Raw genomic sequence first — 25,653 nt, forward strand, 5'->3', positions numbered from 1 at the left:
AATGCTTTGTTGAAGTCGAAAGATTGAGTCATGTGTCACTCCTGTTTTCTTAATATTACTGAAATGACACAGATTTCTAAACACTACCTTTTACAGCAATAATAGTAGTTTATTGTTTTTACCTCTTCATTACATCTAAAGCAGCTATTAAAGCGTGTTGCAGTTCAATATCACTTAATGCGTCTCCTTTTCGTATTCCCTTAGATGCGACTAAGCCACCTTCGTCATCAAAACTCAATTTAGAATTTCCAGCGAGAAACTCTTCCAAAACGTCTATATGCGCTTCATAGTTATTTAGGCTAGCGTCAACTGAAGATTTTGTTTCGGATAACGCAACTGATTTTTCATCCTTATGAAAGCGTAATGTATCATCTTTTTCTTCTATTAATGGTAACGCGTTAATATCTTTTAACAAATTAATCTGATGCCTAGCCGACTTCAATTCACTATACATATTCTGGATTTTAAACTTAACCACGTCACTTTGAATCGAAGCATAATCCTCGCTAGTCATTATAGTGAAGTCGCATTTTGCATTTGTATCCGCTCGTTTTAATTTAGCGTCATTTATGTCTTCATGCCATGCATCAACCAGAACACGATAAGGATTATCTTTACCGCGCACCCTCTTATTATAGATCGAGCTTTTACTCATAGAGATACCTAACGAGCCTAGAGCATTAATGAGGTTTGGAGCAGTTAAATCAACATGATTTCGCTTAAACCCTTTGATTATTTTATGTATTGCTCTAAGCCTAGCTTCAACATTATTATTAGCCTCAGCACATAAACCTTCTAAAACAGCTTCTATTTCGGTAGGCATTTTTCTTCCCCTGATAGTTCATGAATTTTTAGAGCTGCACCTAAAAACTTACCTTCTCTATTTTTTAAATCATGCTCAATAGCTTTAGCTACTGATGAAATAGCTACTTCTTTCTCTGATTTTGTTAAAGGTTTTAAAAATATTGGCTGTTCCCCTAAAGCTGTCAGTGCCATATCAACAAAAGTATCCCTTTTAAATTTCAAGTCTTGATCTCTACTGAAATGAGGAACGAACGACTCTGACTCTACTATTGAGTTTAAGTGTTCGAAATCTGTGCATTGTTCAAACCCTAATCCCTCAACAAAGTCATCATCTGTATTAGTTAGTTCACGCACGTTTTCAAATAGTAAATTTCCGTAATAAACTTCCGCCAATATCAAGTTCTCTTTGTTGGAATTCGATTCCATATAATTTTCCATTTTTTCTAGTCTTTGATTATATGAAGACCACAATTCAGTTTTACCATTAGTTTTGTATTCAGCTTTTCTTTCTTTAATTAGTTTTTTATATTCGGCCTGCAACTCGGAGTAATCATCGTTAGTTTTCTTCGCTTTATACATTAGGGCATTAATATGTGACCAAATACTTATCAGGTAAGGTTTGCCACTAATCAGATACTTACAATTTAGGCACTTTCCGACTCCCTCAAATATAAATTCATTTTCTTTAAGTGCTTCATCGCAAAGAGTTCCTGCATTAGGACATATACCTAAACCATTGGAATTCCAGGCTCTTTCCTTAACGACATCCCAAGAAGTGCTATAAATATCCGGTATGTAAGCCATTGTTTTAGCCTCTTCAACACTCTTTTGTCTCAAATCTTGAGAAAGAGACATTTGCATCTTGCTAGAGATCTTTGCTTGCGCATCACTAATTTGTTTGTTGATGTACTCACGATTATGTTTTGTGTAACGATAAGTTGTTCGAATGTTCGAATGACCTGCAATAAACTTGGAGATAATATTGATAGGGACTCCAGCCTCTTCTAGCCTTGTTATACCAGTAACCCTTGTACAATGAATGGTTAAGTAGCTTATATAACTGTTACCACCACCTATGTTCTTTTTGAACTTATCCATCTTCTCTTTAGAAACTACCGAGTAATCAGCTCCCTCATCATTTAGGCGCTGCTGTATTTCAAGCATTAGAGAGTTCCAGATTGTGATTAACAATTTTTTTGTTGGAGGGAAATTCCAAGACTCCTTTGCTGGATTCAAATTGCATCTAAATAGATAGAAACGCTCAGGGATGAGCTTCATTACCGAAGTTGTGGGTTCAGCGCCTAGAATTTGAGCTACATCCTTGGAATCGAGTTCCAAGAGATTACTTGGCTTACTAACTGGATGGTGATCATTTAAAAACTTCAATTGTCTTTGAACAATTGATACTACATCTTGTTGGTGCCAAGGTATCGTATATCCACTATTATCACTAAATAACACATTGCGATCCGCAGTCTTATTTGTATTTATATACATGAAGGCACTAGATACAATTGGCTCTCCATCTGGGTCGAAATTTCTACTCCTTTTAGCTTCAGCAACTAAATTTATATCCCTATACAAAAATCCCCTTTGATGATTTGAATGTCCTTGAGATTTCCAGTAGTTCGCATGTGCACTACAATTTGGTTCCCAAAGAGTTCGTGTACCATTGAACACATAGGAATCACCCTCACCACTGTCTAAACATTGGGCTTGAATTCCACGAATAGGAACAGTAAACAAAATAGCGAGTAAGTTTATCAAAGTAGGATTAAACTCTTTCCTTCCATCGCCATTTTCGAAATACATATAATCTAATGTTTTCCCCCATTTGTACTCAGCGTCATAAAGTATTTCAGTTGCGATTTGATGAACACGATAAGGAATTACGGCTTTAGGGGTTTCATCCTTAGTTCCTACCCCTTTTTTTTGCATTCTCATTACCTTTTCTGCCTCTATACGAGACAACAAGGGTTCATGTCCGTCATCAATATCAATGTTATATTCAAGCATTGCCCAAACCAAAAAATCCCTAATATAGAGAGCTTTAGATCTAGTTCCTTTTTTTACCACATTCTCTAAATAATAAAGCCAACGATATTCACCTGTTCTTCCAACCGAAACTACCTCTCGAAAATCTTGGAGTGACTTAACTTTTACATCAATCTGAAAACAAAGGTACTTCAAAAGAGTCTTGAATGCTGCATTAGCCTCTTTGGGGTTTTTTAACGATAGAGTATTTTTATACTCTTTAAATGCATTAATTAAAAAGGAGTAGCTTTCTTTTTCAACTTGCCCGCTTTTTCTGGATTTTGACAGACTTCTACCTTTGGGCTTTGCAAATTGCTCTGGAACAATTTCATCCGATAACTTGAGTTCAACATCGACCCCAAGAAATTCGTAAACTTCAGTGAAAAATGCCAATATCCCATATAGGTCTTTTCTTACATAACTATACTCTGATGGAGGACGTTCCCCTGAAAATAGTGAGTGTTTATCTACGACTAAAGCTCTCAATGAATCTATATCTTCAATGGTAATCTCAGAAAATGAATATTTCTGAAAATAGTACGCATAAAGTAAAGTAAATACTCGCCCTTTTTGACGAGGTGCACTATTCGATGAATACCCAGCTTTGCTTGCTCTAGCGTCAAACTCCTTCCAGATATTTAATAAGTTCTCTTTTGATTTAGCCTGAATAGTTAAATTTATAAGGGATTGAGAGTTCCATTGGTTTTTTACAAAATTATAAAAAACAGAAAAACAAATACCTCTGTCACGCACTTCATTTAGAAACGCCAAACCATCCTCATAGTCATGCTTTGAAGCTAATGAAACTACACATACTTCAATAAGTTCATCGTCCGATAATTGGGCTACACCACCCTTTGTTTTTAGAAATTTTGGGATATCTGCCCTAATCAGTCCTAGCATGACTCTCTCTCTAAATTAATTGCATAACTATTGGATATTTTCCTTATAGCTAAATCTATTTCCTTAGCCGTAGTTCCTTTGTATATTTCTTGGGAAAGAATATTTCTATGATTAGCCATCTCTTGAATTATTTTATTGCTTACATCATTTTCAGATAACTTTGTTATAAACCAATGGCGCATTGGATGAGGTGCGATGCCATCACTCACACCCCATTCAGCCATATATCCCATTTTTTCCAATCGAGCTACAGCTCTTTTCAAAGCCTTAACGTATGCGCTAATTGATAGCGGTGCCCCCAGATCATTCTTATCACCTGTTTTCACGAAAAAAAAAGGGTGTTCGACACCATGTTTTTTTACATAGCTTTTCATACAATTTTGCCTTAGCTCCATATATCGGCTCCACCACAGCACAAAATGCTTTTCTACTACTTCATGGATAAGTGCAATTTCGGTTCTATGAAAGTTATCAACAGCCAAATCTTTCCAGCCTGCATGGTAACTTTTTGATGTCGCTTTATTGTTTCGAGGCTTTAAATGGCGTTCCATTAAATACTCTTTTCTTAACATACCTTTGTAGGGGGGAATGTTGCAGGAAGCTTCAGATGGATGATGTAAGAAGATTGCTAATTTACCTGTACTTGGGTAAATAGAGAAATCATTGAACCAAAGATGAAATGGCTCACTCTCTCGCATACCACCGAATAGCAGCAAAGCAGTCAACATCTTTGTACCTAAATCCTCGCTACCATCTGATTTCGTAAAGCCATACTTAAACAAAGGTTCAATTAAATCTTCAGGAAAGAGCTTCAAATTTCTTATATTCGGGGGACGGTTGAACTGATAAATATGCTCACTTGAAGTCGCTCTAAGCCTTGCTGCAAGTGACTTAACATCAGTGACGTGGCTTAATAATGAATTTTGTTTAACTTCATATGCACGATAGAGGTATCGTAGCCGTATATCCCCATCTTCAACTGGAAGTAGACTAGTCCCAATTTGCTCTGAGGCTCCTTTAGAAAAATCCATAATGTAAGCGAGGTTTCTTTTAACAACACCTACACTTGAAGGTGCCCAACCTAATTGAGAATCGCCACTAAGAGAGCACTCTATGAACCCTCTAATTGCATCAGCCACATTGTTATCATTTTTATATACACAAGCTTTTTCGATACAATAATCAAAAAATAAGCCTATAGCTCTAGCGACATGCCTCTGCCACGATAGGCTCTTTGAGTTTCTATGTGAGAAAAAATTGAATAGCTCTTTAAAGATGATAGGTGACTTAGAGTTTTTAGGCTTAACATAAAGCACAATAAAGTGATCTAACTTCCCGCTTTTAAGTTTTACTCTTTGTTTAACTGTCACGTGGTGAAGAGGGTACGCATAATTTCTTTCTCTAAACTTCATTATACAAACTCGATTGTTGTAACCTTAAAGGGGGTTATACAAATTAATATATTTATACAATAACAGTTATTAAGGATAAAACAAGATTTTTGTTGTTAGTTGTTGTAGTTTAATGTGGGGATATATACGAGCACACGACTCATAATCGTTAGGTCCCCAGTTCAAGTCTGGGAGGGGCCACCATTTTCTTTCTGTAAAAATCCTAAAACCCAAAAATCAAAGCTTAAATCTATCTTAAGCAGCTGCGTTCCACTATTGTTCCACCTCTTTTTTATCTTTAAAATTCAACGAAATAAAATTATTTTTAATTTTTTAAAAATATTTTGTCAGGTTTTCTGTGTTTGTCTCGTCTATAGCTGCAAATGACACGAAGTTGTTCCTATTAGGTGTTAGCGATAGGCAGTGTCTTATGTATCTATTTTTACGAAAAGGACAAACTCATGACGACTACAACATCAACTGTGAATACGCTAAAACTTGATTCAACAAATGCACCATTTAGTGATGCTGCTGTTTGGTTAAAAGAAGGGTGGGGGCTATTTAAAAAAGCACCGTTTAAACTTTTTTTACTTATGACGCTGTTCGCTATTGTGCCTGGTTTAGTGCAGCTATTACCTGCACCTACAGGTTTAACAGTATCAAAATGGTTAGCGCCTATGTTAATGGCAACGGTGTGGCCATTGTTGTTTAACCTGAATAATCAGCAAGGCTTTTCATTTAAACACAATGCAACATGGGCGAAGTGGGGGCGAGTTGCCGTGTGGTCAGTTGTTGGTATTTTATTGGCGCTGGTGCAATTTGCTGTTGGGAGTACTTTGATTGGTAGTGAGCAGTTATCGGCTTTATTGTCAGGTCAGTTTGTTGATGTTGAGCGCTGGCGCGTAGGGGTCATGTTTGTATCAATTGTTCCTGTAAATATGTTGCTTATGTTTGTGGTACCTCTGTTACTTTTAAACAATGCTTCGCTTAGTGCAGCTGTTAAAGAAGGCATTACAAAGGCACTAAAGGTGATTAAACCATTAAGCATGCTTTGTTTGATTAATATGCTCGTTACCTTTACTGCCCCTTATAGTCTTTTACCTATGTTGTTGGTAGGGCCGGTATTAGCATGTACCTACTTTTGTGCCTATAATCGTTTGTTCAAATAATAATAAAAACATGGAAGTACAGTGAAAGCTGATGTTCAAATAAACACATTGCTGAATGAATACGCGCCGCTGTTGGCGCGTGTTGCTGCAACTTACGAGATCAATCAAGCGCTACAAGATGAGCTAATTCAAGAGATGTCGTTGGCTGTTTGGCGCGCTTTTGAAAGTAATGACTCATCACCCGATGTTGCCTTTCGTGGCGATGCCAGCATAAAAACCTATATTGCCCGAATAGCTCACAATAAAGCGGTTGATCATGTGATAAAAGAGCAAAACCGCAAAGAGGTGGCAAGCTCTGAAAGTATTGATTACACCCAAGCCTTAAGTACGCATAAATCACCAGACGACAGTTTAGATTTAATGGCTGCCCTTCGTAAATTAACGCTGAAATATCGGCAGGTGCTTGCTTTACAGCTTGAAGGGTTTAATCAAAGTGAGATAGCTCAAACACTGGGACTGTCTGAAGATGCCGTGGCTAAACGTGTAAGTAGGGCAAGACAACAACTTGCGAGCCTAATGGAGTAAATAAAGTGGATAAATTCGAAGCAGATGATCAATTAGCTAAGTGGCAGCAGGCATTCGTGCAGGCAACGCCGAAAGTGGATAGTGAAGCGTTAATTGCACAAACGCAAAAGTCGCGAACTAAGTTAAAGCTAAAAGGGTTAATCGACTCATTTTTAGGTGTTGTGGTAACCGTATTTTGTATTTACGCCATGTTGCTTGAGGCAAAAAATACCTATGAAACCATTATGTTTGCGCTATTAGTACCTATTCCTTTAGGTTTTGGAATTTGGTCATACCGTTTAAGACGAAAGCTTTGGCGAGCAGAAACGTTAGACGTTAATGCAATGCTTAATTTTAAAGAGAACCAGCTGAAGCATCAAATTCATTACTGGCATGTGAGTTTTATTGGCTGCGTTGTTCTTTGGTGCGCTTTGTTAATCGTTGCCTTGTTTAATATGGTTATGTTTAAAATATACAGCCTATGGCTTATCCAGCTTGGTGTTAATGGCATTATCGTGCTGGCTGTTTATGTACGCTATAAAAAACTAAAAGCACAGCTAGCTGTAGCGCTTGAGAGTATTCAAGCGATGCGCTGATGTGCGACTTGACGAGCTATTCCTAAAACTTATATAACTTACAATTCAAATAATAATAAAGGATATAGAGATGGAAGTTTTATACAGTATTTTGTTTTGGGGATCGCCTGTCGGCTTAGGGTTGTTCTTTTTCTTATCGTGCACGGGGGCTGGGGTACTTTTCTGGGGTATTGCGCAGCTTAAGAAAGCCTCATCAAATTAAAAAGCCGATGTGTGAACATCGGCCTTATAATGACTTTGACTATTTGTAACCGTTCGGGTTATTGCTTTGCCAGCGCCATGTATCCTGCATCATCTCATCTATGCCACGCTCTGCTTGCCAGCCAAGCTCTTTTAACGCTTTTTCTGGAGCTGCGTAGCAAGCTGCAATATCGCCAGCTCGGCGCGGCGAAATTTGGTAAGGTACGGCTTGACCGCTGGCTTTCTCAAAAGCGGTAACCATCTGCAGTACTGAATAACCATTACCTGTGCCTAGGTTAAATACGTGCGCACCTGTATCACTTGCAATTCGGTTCAGTGCTTTTAAGTGACCTAATGCTAAATCGACAACGTGGATATAGTCACGAACACCTGTACCATCTACAGTATCGTAGTCATCCCCAAATACACCTAGCTTTTCTAGCTTACCCACAGCGACTTGCGAAATATAAGGTAATAAGTTGTTAGGAATACCATTAGGGTCTTCACCAATAAGACCAGATTCATGTGCGCCGACAGGGTTAAAGTAACGTAAAATAACAAAGGCAAAGCGTTCATCTGATTTCGCGATATCTTGCAGCATCATTTCAACCATAAGCTTTGATGTGCCATAAGGGTTAGTCGTGCCACCAACTGGGAAGTCTTCGCGAATTGGCAAGCTTGCTGGGTCACCGTATACCGTTGCTGATGAGCTAAATACTAACTTAAATACGCCAGCATCACGCATTGCATCAACCAGAGTCAGTGTACCCTGTACGTTGTTTTGATAATACTCGATAGGTTTTACAACCGATTCACCAACCGCTTTTAAACCTGCGAAGTGAATAACACTATCAATCGTGTGTTCACTGAAGATCTTGTCTAAACAGGCTCTATCTAAAATATCACCTTGATAAAACGTGACGTCTTTGCCAGTAATTTGTTTTACCCGAGCCAGTGACTCATTTGATGAATTGCTTAAGTTATCGAGTACAACAACGTCAGTACCTTGTTGTAATAACTCTAATACGGTGTGAGAACCGATGTATCCGGCTCCGCCGGTGACTAAAATGGTCATAAAATATCCATGAACTATACCTGGTTGAATTAGCCTTATTTCATCACATTTCGGCCTAAATTACATGAATTAATTGTGATTTACGGCGATAAAGCAAAAACATGAATCGCTTGTTTTTGATTACATTTTGCACCATATTGGTTACACCTAAGTGTTTAGATATTAAGCTATAGTTAATTGTCAGCAGCTAAAATTTAATTATTAGCTATACCTGTTAAGTGGAGAAACAGATGAATACAGTAAAAAAAATTGCCTTAGCAATGGTCATTGCACTACCCGCTTTTGCTCACGCAGGAGAAGCAAAAGTTAAATGGCATGACTTTAACGATTACCGCGATGTAGAACCTGGTAACAACTCACCGAAAGGTTCATTTCATAAAAATGTGGCAAAGAATTTTGAAAAGCACTTTAATAAACTTGCTGAAAAGTTACCTGAAGGCTACACCTTCAATGTTGAAGTGACAGAGCTAGACCTAGCGGGTGATGTGCGTTTTGGTACCATGAATGAATTGCGCATTATTAAACCAATTTATTTTCCGCGTATCGACCTAAATTATTCAGTTACGGATAAAGACGGTAAAGTGATAAGTGAAGCAAACGATGTAAAGCTTAAAGACATGGGTTTCATGGATCGCATGAAAATGGGGCGCGATGAAGCCTATTATTACGACAAGCGCTTAATCACTGATTGGTTTGAAGATGAGTTACTGCCGTCGTTAAATTTGGGTGAATGATAGCTGTCAGTTTTAAGTTGAGCTGTGTTGTTTGTGGGTCTTGTGAAAGACCTATATCGTGGGAGGCGTTTAACGCCGAAAAACAATTAACGGCCAAAGCTGCTCCCACATGTAGGCGTGAAATTTATTTCGCGCGATAGCCTCTATTTACAATAAATAAAATAGAGGCTTCTACGTTACTTAAACGTCGCTAACAGTTGTAGTAACTGTTGCAGTTTAATAACGGTTTTTTTCAGTTTTTCTTCGTCCATACCGTCGTTGCTTAAGCTTTCTACATCAGCAGCAACATCGAGAACGTAAGGTTTAAAGCGTTTCGCTTCAAAATCAAAGCCAGCATCTTTTGCAAATAAGGCTTTGAATTTGCCATGGCCTTGCTGCTGTAAATCATCTAATTTTTTATCAGCATCAAGTGCCTGACGATAAACGATTTTTAGGTTAGCATTGAGTTGTTCAATAATTGAATCCATTTTTTTCCTAAAGCTTTAGACTGCAATGCCGATATAGTACGTGGATTGTCATAAAAAGTCAGGTAATGAACTATGAATATATCAGGATCAAGCTTACCAGCGATGAGTGGCGGTGGTGAAAGCGCAGAGGTTTACAGCGCATCGCTTGCTAAAAAACAGCAAAAGGCTGATGGTGCTGCGGCACTTGCACTTATCGAAGGCGCAGCAATGAACACCAGTGCTGCACAAACACCTGCTAAGTCGGTAACTGCGACACTAGGTAACAACGTAAACGTATACGTTTAACTTAGATTGAGATCGATTGGCGTTTTACTTTTTTCGCCGCCGATCTCGCGCACAAGCTTAGGAACTAAGAACCCCGGCAATGTTGCCAGCATAGCCGTCACCATTTCCCGTGCCTGACTCTCAGCGATATCAAAATGGCTAGCACCCTCAACTTTATCTAGTAGATGTAAGTAGTAAGGAAGTATATCTGCCTCAAATAGCGCTTCACTTAATGCAACTTGCGACTCGACAGAATCATTCACATCTTTTAGTAACACCGCCTGATTTAATAACGTCACTCCCGCAGCTTTTAACTTTTGCATGGCCGCTTTAAAGTCATCATCAATTTCGTTAGCGTGATTGATATGATTTATAAACACCACCTTTAAGGGCGATGCAGCAAAGCGTGCACATAGCTCATCGGTAATTCTTGCTGGGATCACAACAGGTAAGCGGCTGTGAATACGCATGCGTTTAATTTGTGGAAGCTGCTCTAACTCATCCATAAACCAACTAACAGCATCGTCTTTGGCCATCAATGGATCGCCACCACTTAAAATGACCTCGTTGATATTGCTGTCTGCTTTTATGTAAGCCAGTGCGTCAATCAAGCTGAGTTTGTTTAATTGGTTTTCTTGATAAGGAAAATGGCGTCTAAAACAATAACGGCAATTTACAGCACAGCCGGTTTTAAACATCACTAAAACCCGAGAGCGATACTTGTGTAACAAACCAGGTTGGTTGTTATCTTGCTCTTTTAGAGGATCTTTGTCGTAACCTGTTTTTGCTAAAAACTCTTGGTGTCTTGGCATCACTTGCAGCAAAAGAGGGTCGTTTATGTCGCCATAACGCATTTTTTTGATAAAAGGCAGTGGCACGCGGACAGGAAAAAGACTGCGTGCTTTGAGGTCTTTTTCGTCTACTTTGCTTGATAATCCTAGCATTTCTAGCAAGCGTTCAGGACAAGTGACAACATTTGCCAATTCTTTTTGCCAGTTTTTATGCAAATTTACTTCATTTCTTTGTATCATTGACACGTAGATTACTCGAAATTATTTAGACAGAGGAAACGATGGCGAATTATAGCACCAATGAGTTCAAGGGCGGCCTAAAAATTATGTTAGATGGCGAACCTTGCAGCATCTTAGAAAATGAAATGGTAAAACCAGGTAAAGGCCAGGCGTTTAACCGTGTTCGTATTCGTAAACTTATCACAGGTAAAGTACTAGAAAAAACATTCAAGTCAGGTGAATCAGTTGAAGGTGCAGACGTAATGGATACAGATTTAGCGTATCTATACACTGACGGTGAGTTCTGGCACTTCATGAACAACGAAACATTTGAGCAAATCGCTGCTGACGAAAAAGCACTTGGCGACAATGCAAAATGGTTAGTTGAAAATGACGTTTGTACAATCACGCTTTGGAACGGTAGCCCAATCGCTGTGACTCCACCAAACTTCGTTGAATTAGAAATTACTGAAACAGATCCAGGTCTAAAAGGTGATACAGCGGGTACTGGCGGTAAACCAGCAACATTAAGCACAGGTGCTGTTGTTCGCGTTCCTCTATTCGTACAAATCGGCGAAGTGATCAAAGTTGATACACGTAGCGGTGAATACGTGAGCCGTGTTAAGTAACAGGCTTTGTTAAGCAATTTATTATAAAATCCCAGCTTCTGCTGGGATTTTTTTTTGGGAAACACTTTATGTCTAATGTCCTTTGGCAACCAAGTGCCGATATTGAAACTTTACGCCACCGTGCCGCTATCATCCGCCGCATTCGCGAGTTCTTTTATGATCGTGATGTTATGGAGGTTGAAACGCCAAGCTTAAGTGCGGCCAGTGTAACCGATGTGCATTTAGCGACATTTAGTACCGAGTTTGTTGGTCCTGGTCATGCTGGTGGCTTACCACTTTATTTGCAAACGTCACCTGAGTTTGCCATGAAGCGTTTACTTGCTGCAGGCTCTGGGGCTATTTTCCAGCTATGCAAAGCTTTTCGTAATGAAGAGGCGGGTAGTCATCATAATCCTGAATTTACAATGCTTGAATGGTATCGTCCTGGTTTTGATGAATTTGCGCTTATGGATGAAATGGATGAGCTTATGCAATTGGTGCTTGGCGTAGAAAGCGCAGAGCGACTCACTTATCAGCAAGCCTTTATGAACGCCTTAGGTGTTGATCCTTTAACTGCTGATATCAGCACATTGCAGCAACTAGCAACAGAGCAGGGCTTTGCCGATATTGCCGCGAATGAAACACATCGCGATACCTTGTTACAGCTATTATTTTGTATGAAGGTTGAGCCAACGATTGGCCAAGAAAAGCCTTGTTTCGTTTATCATTTTCCTGCATCGCAAGCCGCTCTTGCGCAAATTTGTCAGCACGATGAGCGAGTAGCAGGGCGCTTTGAGTTATATTTTAAAAATATGGAACTGGCAAACGGCTTTAATGAGCTGACCAATGGCAAAGAGCAAGCAGCTCGTTTTAGTGAAGATAATCAGTACCGTGAAGCGAATGGATTAAAACAAGTGCCAATGGATGAGCGTTTAATTGCTGCACTAGAGCATGGCTTACCACAATGTGCGGGTGTCGCGCTGGGTATAGATCGACTCATTATGCTGGCAACAAATAAGCAAAAGATTAAAGACGTACTCGCCTTTGATGTTGAAAGGGCTTAACTTATTTGGCTCTAGGCTCTAGGCTCTAGGTGTTTGGGTGCTAGGTAAAAAACCTAGCACCCAATTACTTATAGCTCGTAAATAAATGTCACACCGGCAACCATTGGTTCGCCAAGTTGTGTGTATGTATGAGTGGTGTAACCGTCTAATGGATCGTTACCAAACTCAAAACCACGCGTTGGTACGTCTTCGTCAAATAAGTTACGTGCCCATGCATTAATGCTCCAATTATCACTTTCATAACCAAATGAAGCATTCACTAAGTTGCTGCTAGGTGCTTTTGAGTTATGGCTGTCAGAGAAGTAGTAATCGTCTTTGCCTTCTACACCAATTGATGCATAAAGTGCTGGCGTAAAGTTATAACGCGCAGTGAATGCATATTGGTATTTAGGAGCTTGTGCTTGATCTCGACCATCTTGATCTAGGCCTGATTGTGCAACAAAGTCATTGATTTCTGTATGTAGATAACCTGCACTACCCGTTAGTAGTAAATTGTCAGTAGCTTGGAAGCTGCCTTCAATTTCTAAACCATAGTTTTCGCCAGAGCTTGCGTTATCGATATAGCCTGTGAACTTTTGGCCTTCAACTTGCCACGATTTTAGCTGCATATCTTCACGGTACATGTAGAAAGCGGCAAGACGTAACACAAACTTATCGTCTAGAGAGCTTCCTTTCACACCAAACTCACCGCTCCATAGATATTCAGGGGCAAATGATGTGTGATTAGCAAAGAAATCAGCATCTAGGTTTAAGCCTTCGTCTTTTGCTTTTGCTAAAGCTTCAGAGTTAATACCGCCAGCTTTATAGCCACGAGTAATGCTGGTGTAAATCATGGTGCGATCAATAACTTGGTATTCAAGTGCAAGCTTACCGCCCACCATGACATCATCGGTTTCTTCAATAAAACCGTTATTGTCAATGTAGTCGCCTTGATACTGCTCAACACGTAAACCTGTGATTAAGGTTGTTTTTGGGCCGATAGGTGTTGCTAATTGACCGTATGCAGCAATATTACTGGTTTCATAATTTGAGGTAAATGGTTGCGCAAGCCAAGTGTATTGACGTTCTAAGTCAACTTCGCGGCCTTGATAGTAAATGCCTGCGACCCACTCACCAGATTTACCACTAAATTGCAGCTCAGCCGCTTGATCTTGGCGATCGCGAAAGTAAGCATCTGTTGAGCTATAACCCCAATCATGCAAGCCAGCAGCACATAACTCAGGTTGGGCTTCATCATTACACACCCAGTCTTCGTCATAGCTGTATAACAGCTCGCTGTCGATACCAGATAGGTTTAAGCTAACATCAAAAAAGTCAAAGCCGGTGTATATGTTTGCTAGGCCAACCGCAATGCTTTCTTGGTTGTCTTGGCCTGGCTCATCAGCAACACTGTAACGGCTGTTATCTAGTGTGAATGCGTCATAGCCGTTATTTATATCGATGTAATGTACATTCAGTTCAGTACGCAAATGCTCGGTCAATTGGCTGTGTAACTTAAAGCGAGAAACAAGCTCATCTTGTTGCTGGGTATCTTCACCTAAATAACGGTTTTCTACATACCCATCAGACTCACGTTGATAAATGCTGGCGCGTACTGCTGTGTCGTCGGTAATACCCGTACCTGCGGCAATACCTGCTTCATAGCTGTTGTAGTTGCCAGCACCTAATTGTATTTTCACACTTGGGTCAAGAGTGGGTGTTGCAGATTCCATTTGAATCATGCCAGCTAAGGCATCAGCACCAAAGCGAGTCCCTTGTGGGCCACGATAAATTTCAACTTGGTCGATATCAAATAACAGTGAACTGCCGCCTAAACCAGAGTAGTTAATACCGTCGATCACTAAGCCAACTGAAGGATTAATAGGGTCAACAAACTGTGAGCGTAAACCAACACCACGAATTTGCACGAAACGACCACGAGATGCACCAGAGGTAAAGTTTACATTCGCTGCACTAGCAAGCATCTCATCTAAGAACTTTGCACCGCGTTGATTGATTTCATGATCTGAAAACAAGCTTGCGCTAGCACTAAGGGTTTGAATGCTTTCTCTTTTGAAATCACCGGTAACTTCAATCGTTTCTAGATCACCGTCTTCAGCGTAAGCAATCGAAGATGCTGCAAATAAAGGCAGGATGGCAGCAGATAATAATGATAAACGTCGTTTCATGCGGATTCTTAACTCCATTTTCGGGACTGCTATTCTAGCAACCTAGCTAGCCAAATGGCTATAAAATCAATTTTTATGGTATAAACGCAGGCAATTATACGTAAATTGATTAGGAATACGACTATGACCTTTAAAGTAGACTTTAAAGTGCGTGATTATGAGTGTGATTTACAAGGCATTGTTAATAACAGTGTTTATTTTAATTACCTAGAGCATGCTCGCCATGAGTTTTTACATGCTCAAGGTATCGACTTTGCAAAGCTAGCAAGAGAAAAAGTAAACCTTGTCGTGCTGCGAAGCGAAATGGATTACAAGGCATCACTAGTGCCGGGCGATGAGTTTTACGTTGCAGTTGAGCCTGAGCGTATCAGCCGTTTAAAGTTTGCTTTTAGGCAAACGGTGTATCGTAAACATGATGATAAAGTGATGCTGCAAGCTTTGGTGATTGGCACGTCGGTAAATGAAAAAGGTCGTCCTTTTTTACCAGAAGAAGTCGATAACTTATTCAAATAGTCTGCGTTGTTATTTAAAAAGCTAACTTAGAACAATTTTTTACAGATAAAACATGTTTTTTTAACGATCAATTGCGTTAAATGTTGTTATTATTACTACATTGAAATTTGAATCGTAAAAAAATATGAAGTTAGTAGCCTTGCCCCTCCTTTTAGTATTATTTTGCATGGGCTGCTCATCGACAGGGACAGTCACTAGTGAGCAATTAAAATATACACAGTGGCAATTATCAAAAGTGAATGGTTTAGCCATTCCTGTATCCCAAACAGCCTCGCTGCGTTTTATCGAAGCGATGCAGGTTAACGGCTTTGCTGGCTGTAATAAATTTTTTGGTGAAGGTGCGCTAAGCGAAGATATGCTTACAGTAAATAAATTAGGTATGACACGTAAATCATGTGGTGAGCAAGTTGATGCGCTTGAGCAGCGATTACTGTCAGCGCTAAAAGAAGGCGCAGCCATTACTTTAACTGGTGAGCAACTTACCTTGCAAGGTGAGCACCATTTTACCTTCATTGCAAAAAACTAAAGTGGCTGAGCTTGCAGCAATTTTTTAACTGACGTACACTCAGGGCGTTTTAAAAGAAACGAATTTATACTTGTCGGAGTGCCTTAAATAAGGCTGAGATCGCGAAAGCGGGATCCGTGAACCTGATCAGGCTAACACCTGCGTAGGGAACAAGCTGCCTCACTGGGCGCTTGTGCGCCAAATTTTGGGGCATAAGCGGCACAGGCTGCACTAGTAAGCAATTAGCTTATTGACGATCCAATGGCGTTTGCCACTCTCTATTGCATTTGCAATATCTGACAAGACAACCCTTAAAGCAATGAGGTAAGTCATGTCAAACACAACAACTAAACCATCTCGCCGCGAAGTCCGCGCGGCTGCATCAGATTATATTTATAACTTAACAGGGCAACCGTTTCCTAATTCTCATAAAGTTTATGTAGAAGGTACACAAGACAATGTACGAGTAGGGATGCGTGAAATCACTCTCAGCGATACTTTTATCGGTGGCACTGAAGAGAACCCTGTATTTGAGCCTAACGCGCCAATTCGTGTTTACGATACATCAGGTCCATATACTGACCCAGATTTTCAACTTGATGTGCGCAAGGGCCTTGAGAAATACCGTGAAAAGTGGATTGAAAGCCGCGGCGACACTGAAATTTTAGACTCAGTGACTTCGCAGTTTTCTCAACAGCGAATGGCAGATGAAGGGTTAGATCATATCCGCTTTGAACATCTACCAAAGATCCGCCGTGCAAAAGCGGGTAAAAACGTGACCCAAATGCATTATGCGCGACAAGGCATTGTGACGCCTGAAATGGAATATGTCGCAATTCGTGAAAACATGGGACGTGCTAAAATTCGTGAAGAGTTACTAGCAGCCCAGCACAAAGGCGAATCGTTTGGCGCTAGCATTCCTGATTTTATTACCCCTGAATTTGTGCGTGATGAAATTGCCCGTGGCCGCGCCGTGCTACCTAACAACATCAACCATCCAGAAACCGAGCCGATGATCATTGGCCGAAACTTCTTAGTTAAGGTGAACGCGAATATTGGTAATTCGTCGGTCACATCATCAATCGAAGAAGAAGTAGAAAAAATGGTGTGGTCGACTCGTTGGGGCGCCGACACGGTGATGGACTTATCAACGGGTCGCTATATTCACGAAACCCGTGAATGGGTGGTACGTAATTCGCCAGTGCCAATTGGTACAGTACCAATCTATCAAGCGCTTGAAAAAGTAAATGGTGTGGCTGAAGACCTAACGTGGGAGATTTTCCGCGATACCTTGATTGAACAAGCAGAGCAAGGTGTTGATTACTTTACTATTCATGCTGGGGTATTGCTGCGTTACGTGCCGATGACGGCAAAGCGTGTTACCGGTATTGTTTCGCGAGGTGGCTCAATCATGGCGAAATGGTGTTTAGCGCACCATAAAGAAAACTTCTTATACACGCATTTTGAAGAAATCTGTGAAATTTTAAAACAGTATGATGTGTGTTTTTCATTAGGTGATGGTCTGCGCCCGGGCTCTATTGCCGATGCTAATGACGAAGCCCAATTCAGCGAATTACGTACTTTAGGTGAGTTGACAAAACTTGCTTGGAAACATGATGTGCAAGTGTTCATCGAAGGCCCCGGCCATGTGCCAATGCATATGATCAAAGAGAACATGGAAGAGCAGCTAAAACACTGTGAAGAAGCACCGTTTTACACGCTTGGTCCATTAACCACGGATATTGCACCGGGGTACGATCATTTCACATCAGGTATTGGCGCTGCGCAAATTGCTTGGTACGGCTGCGCCATGCTTTGTTATGTAACCCCTAAAGAGCATTTAGGCTTACCTAACAAAGAAGACGTTAAAGAAGGTTTAATCACTTACAAAATTGCTGCTCATGCTGCCGATTTGGCAAAAGGCCACCCGGGTGCGCAAGAGCGTGACAACGCATTGTCAAAAGCGCGCTTTGAGTTCCGTTGGCACGACCAATTTAACCTAGGTTTAGACCCAGAACGCGCCCGCGAATATCACGACGAAACATTGCCACAAGAATCAGGCAAGATTGCACATTTCTGCTCTATGTGTGGCCCTAAGTTCTGCTCGATGAAGATCACTCAAGAAGTACGTGATTATGCCAAAGATCTCGAAGCAAGAGGCATAGATCCGAATAACGTAGGCGATGCTATCGAAATCAAAATGGTCGATGTTGAAGCCGAAATGAAAGCGAAATCAGATGAGTTCAAAAAAACAGGCTCTGAGATCTACCACAAAGCAGTTTAATTGATGGAGCTAGGCATCAGCGATAGGCTCTGGGTTTTTACCTAGGGCCTAGCGCCTAGAAAGTTTATGTCTTTAAAGATAGCGATACTGGGCTTTGGTTTAACTGGCCGTTTAACTGCATTAGCACTTGCTAAAGAGCATCAGTTAAGTGTGTTTGAGCAAGATGATGAACATGCTAGCAACAGTGCTGGCAGCGTTGCTGCAGCGATGTTGGCACCCCTTGCAGAATCAGTCCTGTGTGAACAGGATTTAGCTCTACAAGGGCTTAATAGCATCATTCGTTGGCAGCAAATTTTAAGTGAGCTCGATGACGCTGTGTATTTTCAACAAACAGGCAGTTTAGTGGTTGCTCATCAGCAAGATAAGGGCGATTTACAAAGTTTTGTGAGCCGCTTAAAACCGCTTGAAAGCTATCAGGCACAGGCATTGGTTGGCACTCAAATCACTGATCTTGAGCCAGAACTAGCTGGGCGTTTCCATCAAGGTGTGTATTTACCTTGTGAAGGGCAGCTCGATAATCAGGCATTTTATTGCGCTAGTTTTAAAAAGCTTACCTCGCAAGGAGTGCAATTTAACTTTGGCTGTAAAGTTGAATTGAACGCCCATCAAGTGAATGGGCAAAGCTATGATTATGTATTTGATTGTCGCGGCTTGGGTGCTAAACAGGCTGAACCCTTACTGCGTGGAGTAAGAGGGGAGGTGGCGCGTTTATATGCACCAGAGGTGAACCTAACCAGACCGATACGACTGATGCATCCGCGTTACCCAATTTATATTGCTCCTAAGCCAAATCATCAATTTGTGATTGGTGCGACTGAAATCGAATCGCAAGACCGCGGTAAAGTCACCGTGCGCTCGGCGCTGGAGTTATTGTCTGCTGCTTATACGGTGCATAGCGGCTTTGCTGAAGGGCGTATCGAGAGCTTGCAATCAGGGCTTCGTCCAGCGTTTGCAGACAACCGCCCGAAAGTCACAAAGCAAGGTCGAGTGATCAGTATTAATGGCTTGTACCGTCATGGCTATTTACTCGCGCCTCAGGTGGTTGATGACGCAGTGAGATTAATTGCTAAAGGATAAAAATGAATATTTTAATTAATGGTCAGTCAGTTACAGTGAACGACAATACATCGCTCACTCAGGCGTTGAGCCAGTTTGGCGCAAGACCGCCATTTGCCGTTGCCGTTAATGGTGACTTTGTACCGCGCAGTCAATGCGATGCTAAAACCCTCAACGAAGGCGACAGCATTGAGTTATTGTCGCCAATTCAAGGAGGCTAAGATGGATAGTTTTTCGGTTTATGATGAGCAGTTTACGAGTCGGTTACTGATAGGCTCAGCATTGTATCCTTCACCTAGTGTTATGCAGGATTCGATAGTGGCCTCACAGGCTGAGATTGTCACGGTTTCATTAAGACGTCAGCAAAGCGTTGCTGCGGGTGATGATTTTTGGCAATTGATAAAAAACACCGGGTTAAAGGTGCTGCCTAATACGGCGGGTTGTCATAGTGTGAAAGAAGCGGTGACCTTGGCACAAATGTGCCGCGAAGTGTTTGCCACTGATTGGATCAAGTTAGAGTTGATTGGTGATGAATATAATTTACAGCCCGATCCAATCGCACTGCTCGAAGCCACTAAAATTTTATTGGCCGATGGCTTTAAAGTTTTACCTTATTGCACAGATGATTTAGTGCTGTGTCAGCGCCTCGCTGATTTAGGCTGCGAAGTACTTATGCCTTGGGGGGCACCGATTGGCACGGGTAAAGGCTTACTGAATCCTTACAACTTAAAAATGATCCGTGAGCGCTTGCCAAACCATACTTTAATTGTTGATGCGGGCTTAGGTTTACCATCTCATGCCTGTCAAGCGCTTGAATTAGGGTATGATGCCGTATTATTAAATTCGGCGATTGCAGGTGCAGGTTGCCCAGTAACGATGAGTAAAGCGTTTAAGAGTGCGGTTGAAGCGGGGCGATATAGCTATTTGGCTAAAGCGATGCCAGAAAAAGACGTAGCAAGCCCATCAACGCCGACGCTCGGAATGCCATTTTGGCATCAAGAATAAAATGTGAGGAATAACATGAATCAGGTTGTATGGACCATAGCTGGCTCAGATTCGGGCGGCGGTGCAGGAATTCAAGCCGACATCAAGGCAATGCAAAGTTTTAATGTACATGGCTGTACGGTTATTACTGCTTTAACGGCACAAAATAGTTTAGGTGTAGAAGCACTTAACCCGATTTCAACAGAAGTGATTGAGTCGCAACTATTAGCCTTAGCCAGTGATATGCCTGCCAGTGTGATTAAAATTGGCATGCTCGCCAATGTGCAGCAAATACAGCTTATTAGTGAGCATTTAAAACATTACAAAGCAACTTGGGCAGAGCCGCCTTTGGTTGTTTATGATCCGGTTGCCATTGCCTCAAGTGGTGATTTATTAACAGAAGAAGATACTGTTAGTGCCATTAAAGAGTGCTTATTGCCATTAGTCGATGTAGTAACACCGAACACCCACGAAACGCAGCTATTAACCGGTGTTTATTTGATTGGCCCAAGCGCAGTGAAAGAAGCCGCAGAAAAGTTAACTGACTTTGGTGCAAAAGCGGTGATTATCAAAGGGGGTCATTGGGATTACCCAAGTGGCTATTGCATTGATTACTGCGTGCAAGGTGAGCAGGAATATTGGCTTGGTAACGAAAAAATTCAAACTCCGCATAGTCACGGTACTGGATGCAGTATGGCTTCTGTTATTGCAGCGTGTTTATCTAAACAGTATCCACTCAAAGATGCCTTTATTTTAGCAAAAGCCTATATAAACCAAGGATTAAAAGCAGCCGTTCGATATGGTGAAGGGATTGGCCCCGTTGCGCACACTTGCTTTCCAACAAATCTAGCAGATTACCCACAAGTCATCGAGGCGGGAAGTTGGCTAGGTGATGAACTCGACTTTGATTGCCCGGTTGACTTTACCATGGCCGCAGGTTTTGCCGAGTGCGACTCTAAACAGCTTGGGCTGTATGCCGTTGTAGATACAGTTGATTGGTTAGAGAAGTGTTTAGCCGAAGGGGTTAAAACAGTTCAATTAAGAATGAAAAATGCAGACGATGCAGCACTTGATGAGTCGATTGCAAGTGCGGTTATGCTGGGGCAGAAGTACGATGCGCAGGTGTATATCAATGATTATTGGCAATTGGCGATTAAGCACGGCGCTTATGGTGTGCATTTAGGGCAAGAAGACTTACAAACCGCTAATTTAATTGCCATAAAAGAGGCGGGGTTACGCTTAGGTGTGTCGACTCATGGCTTTTATGAGATGCTGCGTGCACATAATTACAGACCAAGTTATATGGCGTTTGGTGCTATTTATCCAACCACCACCAAAGACATGACTGGGCAAATTCAGGGCTTAGAAAAGCTAGAAAAATTTGTGCCGTTGATGGCCGATTATCCAACGGTTGCAATTGGCGGGATTGATTTATCACGTGCTGAGCAAGTTGCGAGCACGGATGTTGGCAGTGTTGCCGTAGTGCGTGCGATTACTGAAGCCGAAGACTACCAAGCAGCCATTGCCAAGTTAAAACAGCTGGTCGAAGGTCAGTCATAATATGAGCGCGTTAAGCGACAAAGAGCAAATTCGTTATAGCCGCCACTTGCTATTAAAAGAGGTGGGGCATGCGGGGCAGCAAAAGTTAAAGGCTGCACATATTGTGGTTGTAGGAGCTGGTGGGCTTGGCTCACCAGCACTGTTTTATTTAGCGGCAGCAGGAATAGGAACGCTCACTTTGATTGACGACGATAAAGTTGAGCTTTCAAATCTACAGCGACAAATACTCTATAAAGTAAACCACATGGGGCAGGCAAAAACACAGGCGGCTGCCAAGGTGTTAAGCAGTTTAAATAATCAAATTACGGTTAAGCCTCTATGCCAAAAGCTTGATGAAAGTAACTGTGCTGAGTTACTTGAAGGTGCTGACATCATCCTCGATTGCAGTGATAACTTTGCTACCCGCTATTTGGTTAATCGCTATTGTTTAGCTAAATCTATCCCACTTGTATCAGCTGCAGCTATTGCAACGCAGGGGCAGGTGATGAGTTTTGATTTTCGTGATGAACAGAGCCCTTGCTATGGTTGTATATTCCCGCAAACGAAGGAGCAAACAGCGCTTAATTGTGACAATGCTGGGGTATTGAGCCCGTTACTGGGTGTTATGGGAAGCATGCAAAGTTTATTGGCTATCAATATATTGCTTGGCCATAAAACGGGCAGCGAATTTATTCAATTTGACGGGCTAACACTAATACAGCAGCGCTTTAATATTCAAAAAGATAGTGAATGCTCAGAGTGTAATCGTGGAGTGTAGGCGCGATTTATAGTGAATTTTAAGCAAACCACTATTGCTCAAGTGGTTTGCTAAATTGAACTTATTAGTCGTTAATTTTCGCAAATGGTGTGCCCATGCGCGTCACTGTTTCTGGGTGTTGATCTGATAAGAACTCAGCTTGATTTGCACCCCAGGCTAAAATAACGGTCGAGCCTAACTTAAAGCGACCCATTTCTTCACCCTTCTTCAGAGTAATCGCGTTGTCACCTGTGGTTGGGTAATTCCAACTAAATACATCTTTACCTGCTGGTGGCGTGACTGTGCCTGCCCAAATAGTCTCGATGCTAGCAACAATTGTTGCACCAACAAGTACCATGGCTAGCGGGCCAATTTCAGTCTCAAAGATAGCCACAACACGCTCGTTACGAGCAAATAGGTTAGGTACATTTTGCGCTGTTAACGGATTTACCGAAAATAAATCACCCGGTACGTAGATCATTTTGCTCAGCGTACCATCAACAGGCATGTGAATACGGTGGTAATCTTTAGGCGCTAAATAAATAGTGGCAAATTTACCGCCTAAAAACGGCGCTGTGTCTTCTTCTTTGCCACCAAGGAGTGCTTGTAAGCTGTAGTCATGGCCTTTTGCTTGGATGATTTGACCGTCTACTACATCGCCTAATTGGCTAATTGCACCATCAACTGGGTGAGCAATAATGTCGCTTTCTTCAGCAAGTGGACGAATACCTTCTTTTAATGGGCGAGTGAAAAACTCATTAAAAGTTTTGTAATGAGCTGGATCTGGGTATTTAGCCTCACTCATGTCAATTTTGTATTGTTTGATAAACAATTTAATTAAGGCCGTTGTTAAGCCACCCGCTTTTGCTGCTGCTAACTTGCCAACCATGCGCGAAATGAAATGTTTTGGCATGGCATATTGCATAGCAATTTTGAATTTATCTAAACTCACTTGTTATTTCCTAAATAGTTATACGCGAGGAGCGCGTGCACCAGCACGGCCGTCGGCCATAGTTTCTAAAATTCGGTGGTAACTGTCAAAACGAAGTTCTGAAATTTCACCATCATCAACAGCTTGGCGAATTATACAGCCTGGATCGTTTAAATGCTTACAATCGCGAAAACGACAGCCACCAATAAAATCACGGAACTCTTTAAAGCACCATGTAACGCGCTCAACATCTAAATGCCATAAGCCAAACTCACGAATTCCTGGTGAGTCGATTAGGTTACCACCACTTGGTAAATGGTGTAATCGCGATACGGTTGTTGTGTGTTGACCAAGGCCGCTGTTCTCAGAGACTTCTTGGGTTAGGATGTCTGCATCTGGTAGTACAGTGTTTACTAAGGTTGATTTACCCACACCACTTTGACCAACAAAAATGCTGTTTTTATCGACCAGTTTTTGTTTAAGCTCAGCAATGCCTTGACCGGTTTTATTACTGACTAATAGTACTTGATAACCAAGGTCGCGATAGATATCGAGAATTTCATCAATAAAAGCAAGGCCTTCATCGTCAATTAAATCTATTTTATTAAGCACTAAAATAGGCTCAATCCCCATGTCTTCACAGGCAACTAAATAGCGGTCGATAATGTTTGGCGTAAACTCAGGGAGTACTGCAGAGACCATTAAAATTTGGTCGATATTGGCAGCGACGACTTTCACGCCGTCATAAAAATCAGGTCGTGTTAGTTGTGAGCGACGCTCATGGGTTGCTTCAATAACGCCTGCTAAGTCGCCTTCGCTAACTTTTGCACGGCGAAAAATAACTTCATCACCACATACAAGGCTCGATACAGTTCTGCGTATATTACAGCGCAATACTTCACCTGATTCGGTTTCGATATCGGCATGTTGGCCAAATCGACTGATCACAACCGCATTTTCGGCAGGGCCTAAATTGTCATTTTGCCATTGCACAGTTGCCCCTTTCTGTTGCTTTTTGTCTGCATTAGAGAGGCGTTTTTGATGATTGGCCTTAATTCGACGTGATTGGCCTTTACTTAATTTCTTTTGTTTTGCCACTTTTGGCCTATAACTTGAGTAAATGTCGGGCTTTTTGAAAAAAAAGCTTTAGGTCGACTGATGATACTAATATGATATATCTAAATGCGTTGGATCTAAAGGAAAGCACCGCTAAGGTAACTATGTCTTTTCATAAATCAAATCTTATCTGGCTCGACCTGGAAATGACAGGCCTCGAACCAGCAACAGATAAAATACTCGAAATTGCCACTGTTGTCACCGACAGTGATTTAAACATCTTGGCTGAAGGCCCTGTTATTGCTATTCATCAAAGTGATGAACTGCTTGATGGCATGGACGAGTGGTGCACGACTCAGCACGGTCAATCTGGTTTAACAGCTCGTTGTAAAGCAAGCACATTCACTGAACAAGATGCTATTGATCAAACATTGGGATTTCTAAAGCAATGGGTACCTGCGGGTGCTTCACCTATGTGTGGTAATTCTATCGGCCAAGACCGCCGTTTTATGAATAAGTACATGCCTGAATTGGAAGACTACTTTCACTACCGTAACCTTGATGTGAGTACCGTTAAAGAACTTGCACGTCGTTGGAAACCTGACATATTAGCGCAAGTGAACAAAAAAGGCTCACATCTAGCCCTCGACGATATCAAAGATTCGATCATGGAATTAAAGGTTTACCAAGAAAAATTCTTTAATTTGTAAAAAACATTTGCAAACACATCGGATTATTGTAGAATCCTGCCCCGCTTAAGACGTTAACCCCCGCGGGGTTGGTATGTCTCTAAGTAATTGAATGCGGCACTAGCTCAGTTGCCCGAACGTTTTACCGCAACCTTCAGGTTGTGCGCCAACGGACAAATTACTGACTACTTTTGAATGCGGCACTAGCTCAGTTGCCAGAACGTTTTACCGCAACCTTCAGGTTGTGCGCCAACGGACAAATTACTGACTACTTTTGAATGCGGCACTAGCTCAGTTGGTAGAGCGCAACCTTGCCAAGGTTGAGGTCACGAGTTCGAGCCTCGTGTGCCGCTCCAATTTCTCACCAA

The 25,653-nt window shown here is 41.5% G+C and carries 26 protein-coding genes, 1 tRNA gene and 1 riboswitch; of the genes, 18 read left to right on the plus strand and 9 right to left on the minus strand.

Translation table 11 applies throughout. From position 1 onward, the window contains the following. Positions 1-118: 118 nt before the first annotated feature. From gmtX to AN394_RS18235, 3 genes are read right to left on the minus strand one after another with little or no spacing between them, the layout of a single operon-like run. The gene (gmtX, locus tag AN394_RS18225; RefSeq protein ID WP_055022202.1) at positions 119-823 is read right to left on the minus strand and encodes a gamma-mobile-trio protein GmtX; all 705 of its coding nucleotides are present in this window, start codon (positions 821-823) and stop codon (positions 119-121) included. Then, positions 808-3,741: a VPA1269 family protein gene (locus AN394_RS18230; RefSeq protein ID WP_055022203.1), complete on the minus strand. Its 2,934-nt coding sequence runs from the start codon at positions 3,739-3,741 to the stop codon at positions 808-810. The genes gmtX and AN394_RS18230 overlap by 16 nt, the downstream gene beginning before the upstream one ends. Beyond that, positions 3,735-5,153 (minus strand): site-specific integrase, encoded by a 1,419-nt coding sequence (locus AN394_RS18235; protein ID WP_055022204.1) that lies wholly within the window; start codon positions 5,151-5,153, stop codon positions 3,735-3,737. The genes AN394_RS18230 and AN394_RS18235 overlap by 7 nt, the downstream gene beginning before the upstream one ends. A 440-nt stretch (positions 5,154-5,593) precedes the next feature. Here AN394_RS18235 and AN394_RS18240 point away from each other — a divergent pair, with 440 nt between their 5' ends. The 4 genes from AN394_RS18240 to AN394_RS22450 all read left to right on the plus strand — a co-directional run bounded on the left by AN394_RS18240 (position 5,594) and on the right by AN394_RS22450 (position 7,603). Next, positions 5,594-6,301 (plus strand): hypothetical protein, encoded by a 708-nt coding sequence (locus AN394_RS18240; RefSeq protein WP_055022205.1) that lies wholly within the window; start codon positions 5,594-5,596, stop codon positions 6,299-6,301. A gap of 21 nt (positions 6,302-6,322) precedes the next feature. Continuing rightward, positions 6,323-6,826, plus strand: a complete 504-nt coding sequence (locus AN394_RS18245; protein ID WP_054561138.1) for an RNA polymerase sigma factor — start codon at positions 6,323-6,325, stop codon at positions 6,824-6,826. 5 nt (positions 6,827-6,831) lie between these two features. Then, positions 6,832-7,401 carry a hypothetical protein gene (locus tag AN394_RS18250; protein ID WP_055022206.1) on the plus strand — a complete coding sequence of 190 codons (570 nt, stop codon included), beginning with the start codon at positions 6,832-6,834 and terminating at the stop codon, positions 7,399-7,401. 70 nt (positions 7,402-7,471) lie between these two features. Continuing rightward, positions 7,472-7,603, plus strand: a complete 132-nt coding sequence (locus AN394_RS22450; protein ID WP_268795669.1) for a hypothetical protein — start codon at positions 7,472-7,474, stop codon at positions 7,601-7,603. A gap of 39 nt (positions 7,604-7,642) precedes the next feature. Here AN394_RS22450 and galE read toward each other — a convergent pair whose 3' ends face one another. Beyond that, on the minus strand, positions 7,643-8,656 hold the full coding sequence (gene galE, locus AN394_RS18255; protein WP_054552825.1) for a UDP-glucose 4-epimerase GalE: 1,014 nt from the start codon (positions 8,654-8,656) through the stop codon (positions 7,643-7,645). A 230-nt stretch (positions 8,657-8,886) separates the two neighbouring features. Here galE and AN394_RS18260 point away from each other — a divergent pair, with 230 nt between their 5' ends. Beyond that, the gene (locus AN394_RS18260; protein ID WP_055022207.1) at positions 8,887-9,390 is read left to right on the plus strand and encodes a DUF3016 domain-containing protein; all 504 of its coding nucleotides are present in this window, start codon (positions 8,887-8,889) and stop codon (positions 9,388-9,390) included. Between the two features lie 176 nt (positions 9,391-9,566). Here AN394_RS18260 and AN394_RS18265 read toward each other — a convergent pair whose 3' ends face one another. After that, on the minus strand, positions 9,567-9,857 hold the full coding sequence (locus AN394_RS18265) for a hypothetical protein (protein ID WP_054554123.1): 291 nt from the start codon (positions 9,855-9,857) through the stop codon (positions 9,567-9,569). A gap of 72 nt (positions 9,858-9,929) precedes the next feature. Between AN394_RS18265 and AN394_RS18270 the strand changes: the two genes are divergently transcribed. Next, positions 9,930-10,142 (plus strand): hypothetical protein, encoded by a 213-nt coding sequence (locus AN394_RS18270; RefSeq protein WP_054554124.1) that lies wholly within the window; start codon positions 9,930-9,932, stop codon positions 10,140-10,142. Here AN394_RS18270 and epmB read toward each other — a convergent pair. Then, a complete protein-coding gene (gene epmB / locus AN394_RS18275) occupies positions 10,139-11,152 on the minus strand; it encodes an EF-P beta-lysylation protein EpmB (RefSeq protein ID WP_055022208.1) in 1,014 nt (337 codons plus the stop codon). The two genes, AN394_RS18270 and epmB, sit on opposite strands and share 4 nt — an antisense overlap. A 41-nt stretch (positions 11,153-11,193) precedes the next feature. On the opposite strand from epmB, the gene efp reads away from it, so the two are divergent. Next, entirely contained in the window at positions 11,194-11,760 is a 567-nt protein-coding gene (gene efp, locus AN394_RS18280; protein WP_054554126.1) for an elongation factor P, read from the plus strand. Positions 11,761-11,828: 68 nt separating this feature from the next. Then, complete coding sequence (epmA, locus tag AN394_RS18285; RefSeq protein ID WP_054561131.1) at positions 11,829-12,803, plus strand: elongation factor P--(R)-beta-lysine ligase; 975 nt, start codon at positions 11,829-11,831, stop codon at positions 12,801-12,803. 68 nt (positions 12,804-12,871) lie between these two features. Here epmA and AN394_RS18290 read toward each other — a convergent pair whose 3' ends face one another. Further along, positions 12,872-14,971, minus strand: a complete 2,100-nt coding sequence (locus AN394_RS18290; RefSeq protein WP_055022209.1) for a TonB-dependent receptor — start codon at positions 14,969-14,971, stop codon at positions 12,872-12,874. A 123-nt stretch (positions 14,972-15,094) separates the two neighbouring features. On the opposite strand from AN394_RS18290, the gene AN394_RS18295 reads away from it, so the two are divergent. From AN394_RS18295 to AN394_RS18330, 8 genes are all read left to right on the plus strand, one after another. Continuing rightward, positions 15,095-15,484, plus strand: coding sequence for a thioesterase family protein (locus AN394_RS18295; RefSeq protein ID WP_054561129.1), 390 nt, complete (start codon positions 15,095-15,097; stop codon positions 15,482-15,484). Positions 15,485-15,650: 166 nt separating this feature from the next. Continuing rightward, a complete protein-coding gene (locus AN394_RS18300) occupies positions 15,651-16,010 on the plus strand; it encodes an META domain-containing protein (protein ID WP_327077782.1) in 360 nt (119 codons plus the stop codon). A gap of 64 nt (positions 16,011-16,074) precedes the next feature. Next, positions 16,075-16,176: riboswitch (TPP riboswitch) on the plus strand. A gap of 144 nt (positions 16,177-16,320) precedes the next feature. Further along, the gene (gene thiC, locus AN394_RS18305) at positions 16,321-18,273 is read left to right on the plus strand and encodes a phosphomethylpyrimidine synthase ThiC (protein ID WP_054561127.1); all 1,953 of its coding nucleotides are present in this window, start codon (positions 16,321-16,323) and stop codon (positions 18,271-18,273) included. Between the two features lie 66 nt (positions 18,274-18,339). After that, a complete protein-coding gene (locus tag AN394_RS18310; protein WP_055022211.1) occupies positions 18,340-19,350 on the plus strand; it encodes an FAD-dependent oxidoreductase in 1,011 nt (336 codons plus the stop codon). Between the two features lie 2 nt (positions 19,351-19,352). Next, entirely contained in the window at positions 19,353-19,550 is a 198-nt protein-coding gene (thiS, locus tag AN394_RS18315; protein WP_171041525.1) for a sulfur carrier protein ThiS, read from the plus strand. A gap of 1 nt (position 19,551) precedes the next feature. Continuing rightward, positions 19,552-20,334 (plus strand): thiazole synthase, encoded by a 783-nt coding sequence (locus AN394_RS18320; protein WP_055022212.1) that lies wholly within the window; start codon positions 19,552-19,554, stop codon positions 20,332-20,334. A gap of 15 nt (positions 20,335-20,349) precedes the next feature. Then, a complete protein-coding gene (gene thiE, locus AN394_RS18325; protein WP_055022213.1) occupies positions 20,350-21,873 on the plus strand; it encodes a thiamine phosphate synthase in 1,524 nt (507 codons plus the stop codon). A gap of 1 nt (position 21,874) precedes the next feature. Continuing rightward, a complete protein-coding gene (locus AN394_RS18330) occupies positions 21,875-22,630 on the plus strand; it encodes a HesA/MoeB/ThiF family protein (protein WP_054561122.1) in 756 nt (251 codons plus the stop codon). Between the two features lie 64 nt (positions 22,631-22,694). Here the strand turns inward: AN394_RS18330 and asd are convergent, their stop codons facing one another. Together asd and rsgA are read right to left on the minus strand one after the other, a co-directional pair. Next, positions 22,695-23,561, minus strand: coding sequence for an archaetidylserine decarboxylase (gene asd / locus AN394_RS18335; protein ID WP_175083551.1), 867 nt, complete (start codon positions 23,559-23,561; stop codon positions 22,695-22,697). Between the two features lie 18 nt (positions 23,562-23,579). Then, entirely contained in the window at positions 23,580-24,638 is a 1,059-nt protein-coding gene (rsgA, locus tag AN394_RS18340; protein ID WP_054561121.1) for a small ribosomal subunit biogenesis GTPase RsgA, read from the minus strand. Between the two features lie 122 nt (positions 24,639-24,760). On the opposite strand from rsgA, the gene orn reads away from it, so the two are divergent. Further along, positions 24,761-25,306, plus strand: coding sequence for an oligoribonuclease (gene orn, locus AN394_RS18345; RefSeq protein WP_055022214.1), 546 nt, complete (start codon positions 24,761-24,763; stop codon positions 25,304-25,306). 259 nt (positions 25,307-25,565) lie between these two features. Continuing rightward, positions 25,566-25,641: transfer RNA gene (locus AN394_RS18350), tRNA-Gly, on the plus strand. The last annotated feature ends 12 nt before the right edge of the window (positions 25,642-25,653 follow it).

The sequence above is a fragment of the Pseudoalteromonas sp. P1-26 genome (assembly GCF_001401795.1).
Lineage (GTDB): Bacteria > Pseudomonadota > Gammaproteobacteria > Enterobacterales > Alteromonadaceae > Pseudoalteromonas.

Coding starts and splice junctions, on each gene's coding strand:
- gmtX (WP_055022202.1), bottom strand. CDS start 823: ATGCCTACCGAAATAGAAGCTGTTTTAGAAGGTTTATGTGCTGAGGCT.
- AN394_RS18230 (WP_055022203.1), bottom strand. CDS start 3,741: ATGCTAGGACTGATTAGGGCAGATATCCCAAAATTTCTAAAAACAAAG.
- AN394_RS18235 (WP_055022204.1), bottom strand. CDS start 5,153: ATGAAGTTTAGAGAAAGAAATTATGCGTACCCTCTTCACCACGTGACA.
- AN394_RS18240 (WP_055022205.1), top strand. CDS start 5,594: ATGACGACTACAACATCAACTGTGAATACGCTAAAACTTGATTCAACA.
- AN394_RS22450 (WP_268795669.1), top strand. CDS start 7,472: ATGGAAGTTTTATACAGTATTTTGTTTTGGGGATCGCCTGTCGGCTTA.
- galE (WP_054552825.1), bottom strand. CDS start 8,656: ATGACCATTTTAGTCACCGGCGGAGCCGGATACATCGGTTCTCACACC.
- AN394_RS18260 (WP_055022207.1), top strand. CDS start 8,887: ATGAATACAGTAAAAAAAATTGCCTTAGCAATGGTCATTGCACTACCC.
- AN394_RS18265 (WP_054554123.1), bottom strand. CDS start 9,857: ATGGATTCAATTATTGAACAACTCAATGCTAACCTAAAAATCGTTTAT.
- AN394_RS18270 (WP_054554124.1), top strand. CDS start 9,930: ATGAATATATCAGGATCAAGCTTACCAGCGATGAGTGGCGGTGGTGAA.
- epmB (WP_055022208.1), bottom strand. CDS start 11,152: ATGATACAAAGAAATGAAGTAAATTTGCATAAAAACTGGCAAAAAGAA.
- efp (WP_054554126.1), top strand. CDS start 11,194: ATGGCGAATTATAGCACCAATGAGTTCAAGGGCGGCCTAAAAATTATG.
- epmA (WP_054561131.1), top strand. CDS start 11,829: ATGTCTAATGTCCTTTGGCAACCAAGTGCCGATATTGAAACTTTACGC.
- AN394_RS18290 (WP_055022209.1), bottom strand. CDS start 14,971: ATGAAACGACGTTTATCATTATTATCTGCTGCCATCCTGCCTTTATTT.
- AN394_RS18295 (WP_054561129.1), top strand. CDS start 15,095: ATGACCTTTAAAGTAGACTTTAAAGTGCGTGATTATGAGTGTGATTTA.
- AN394_RS18300 (WP_327077782.1), top strand. CDS start 15,651: ATGGGCTGCTCATCGACAGGGACAGTCACTAGTGAGCAATTAAAATAT.
- thiC (WP_054561127.1), top strand. CDS start 16,321: ATGTCAAACACAACAACTAAACCATCTCGCCGCGAAGTCCGCGCGGCT.
- AN394_RS18310 (WP_055022211.1), top strand. CDS start 18,340: ATGTCTTTAAAGATAGCGATACTGGGCTTTGGTTTAACTGGCCGTTTA.
- thiS (WP_171041525.1), top strand. CDS start 19,353: ATGAATATTTTAATTAATGGTCAGTCAGTTACAGTGAACGACAATACA.
- AN394_RS18320 (WP_055022212.1), top strand. CDS start 19,552: ATGGATAGTTTTTCGGTTTATGATGAGCAGTTTACGAGTCGGTTACTG.
- thiE (WP_055022213.1), top strand. CDS start 20,350: ATGAATCAGGTTGTATGGACCATAGCTGGCTCAGATTCGGGCGGCGGT.
- AN394_RS18330 (WP_054561122.1), top strand. CDS start 21,875: ATGAGCGCGTTAAGCGACAAAGAGCAAATTCGTTATAGCCGCCACTTG.
- orn (WP_055022214.1), top strand. CDS start 24,761: ATGTCTTTTCATAAATCAAATCTTATCTGGCTCGACCTGGAAATGACA.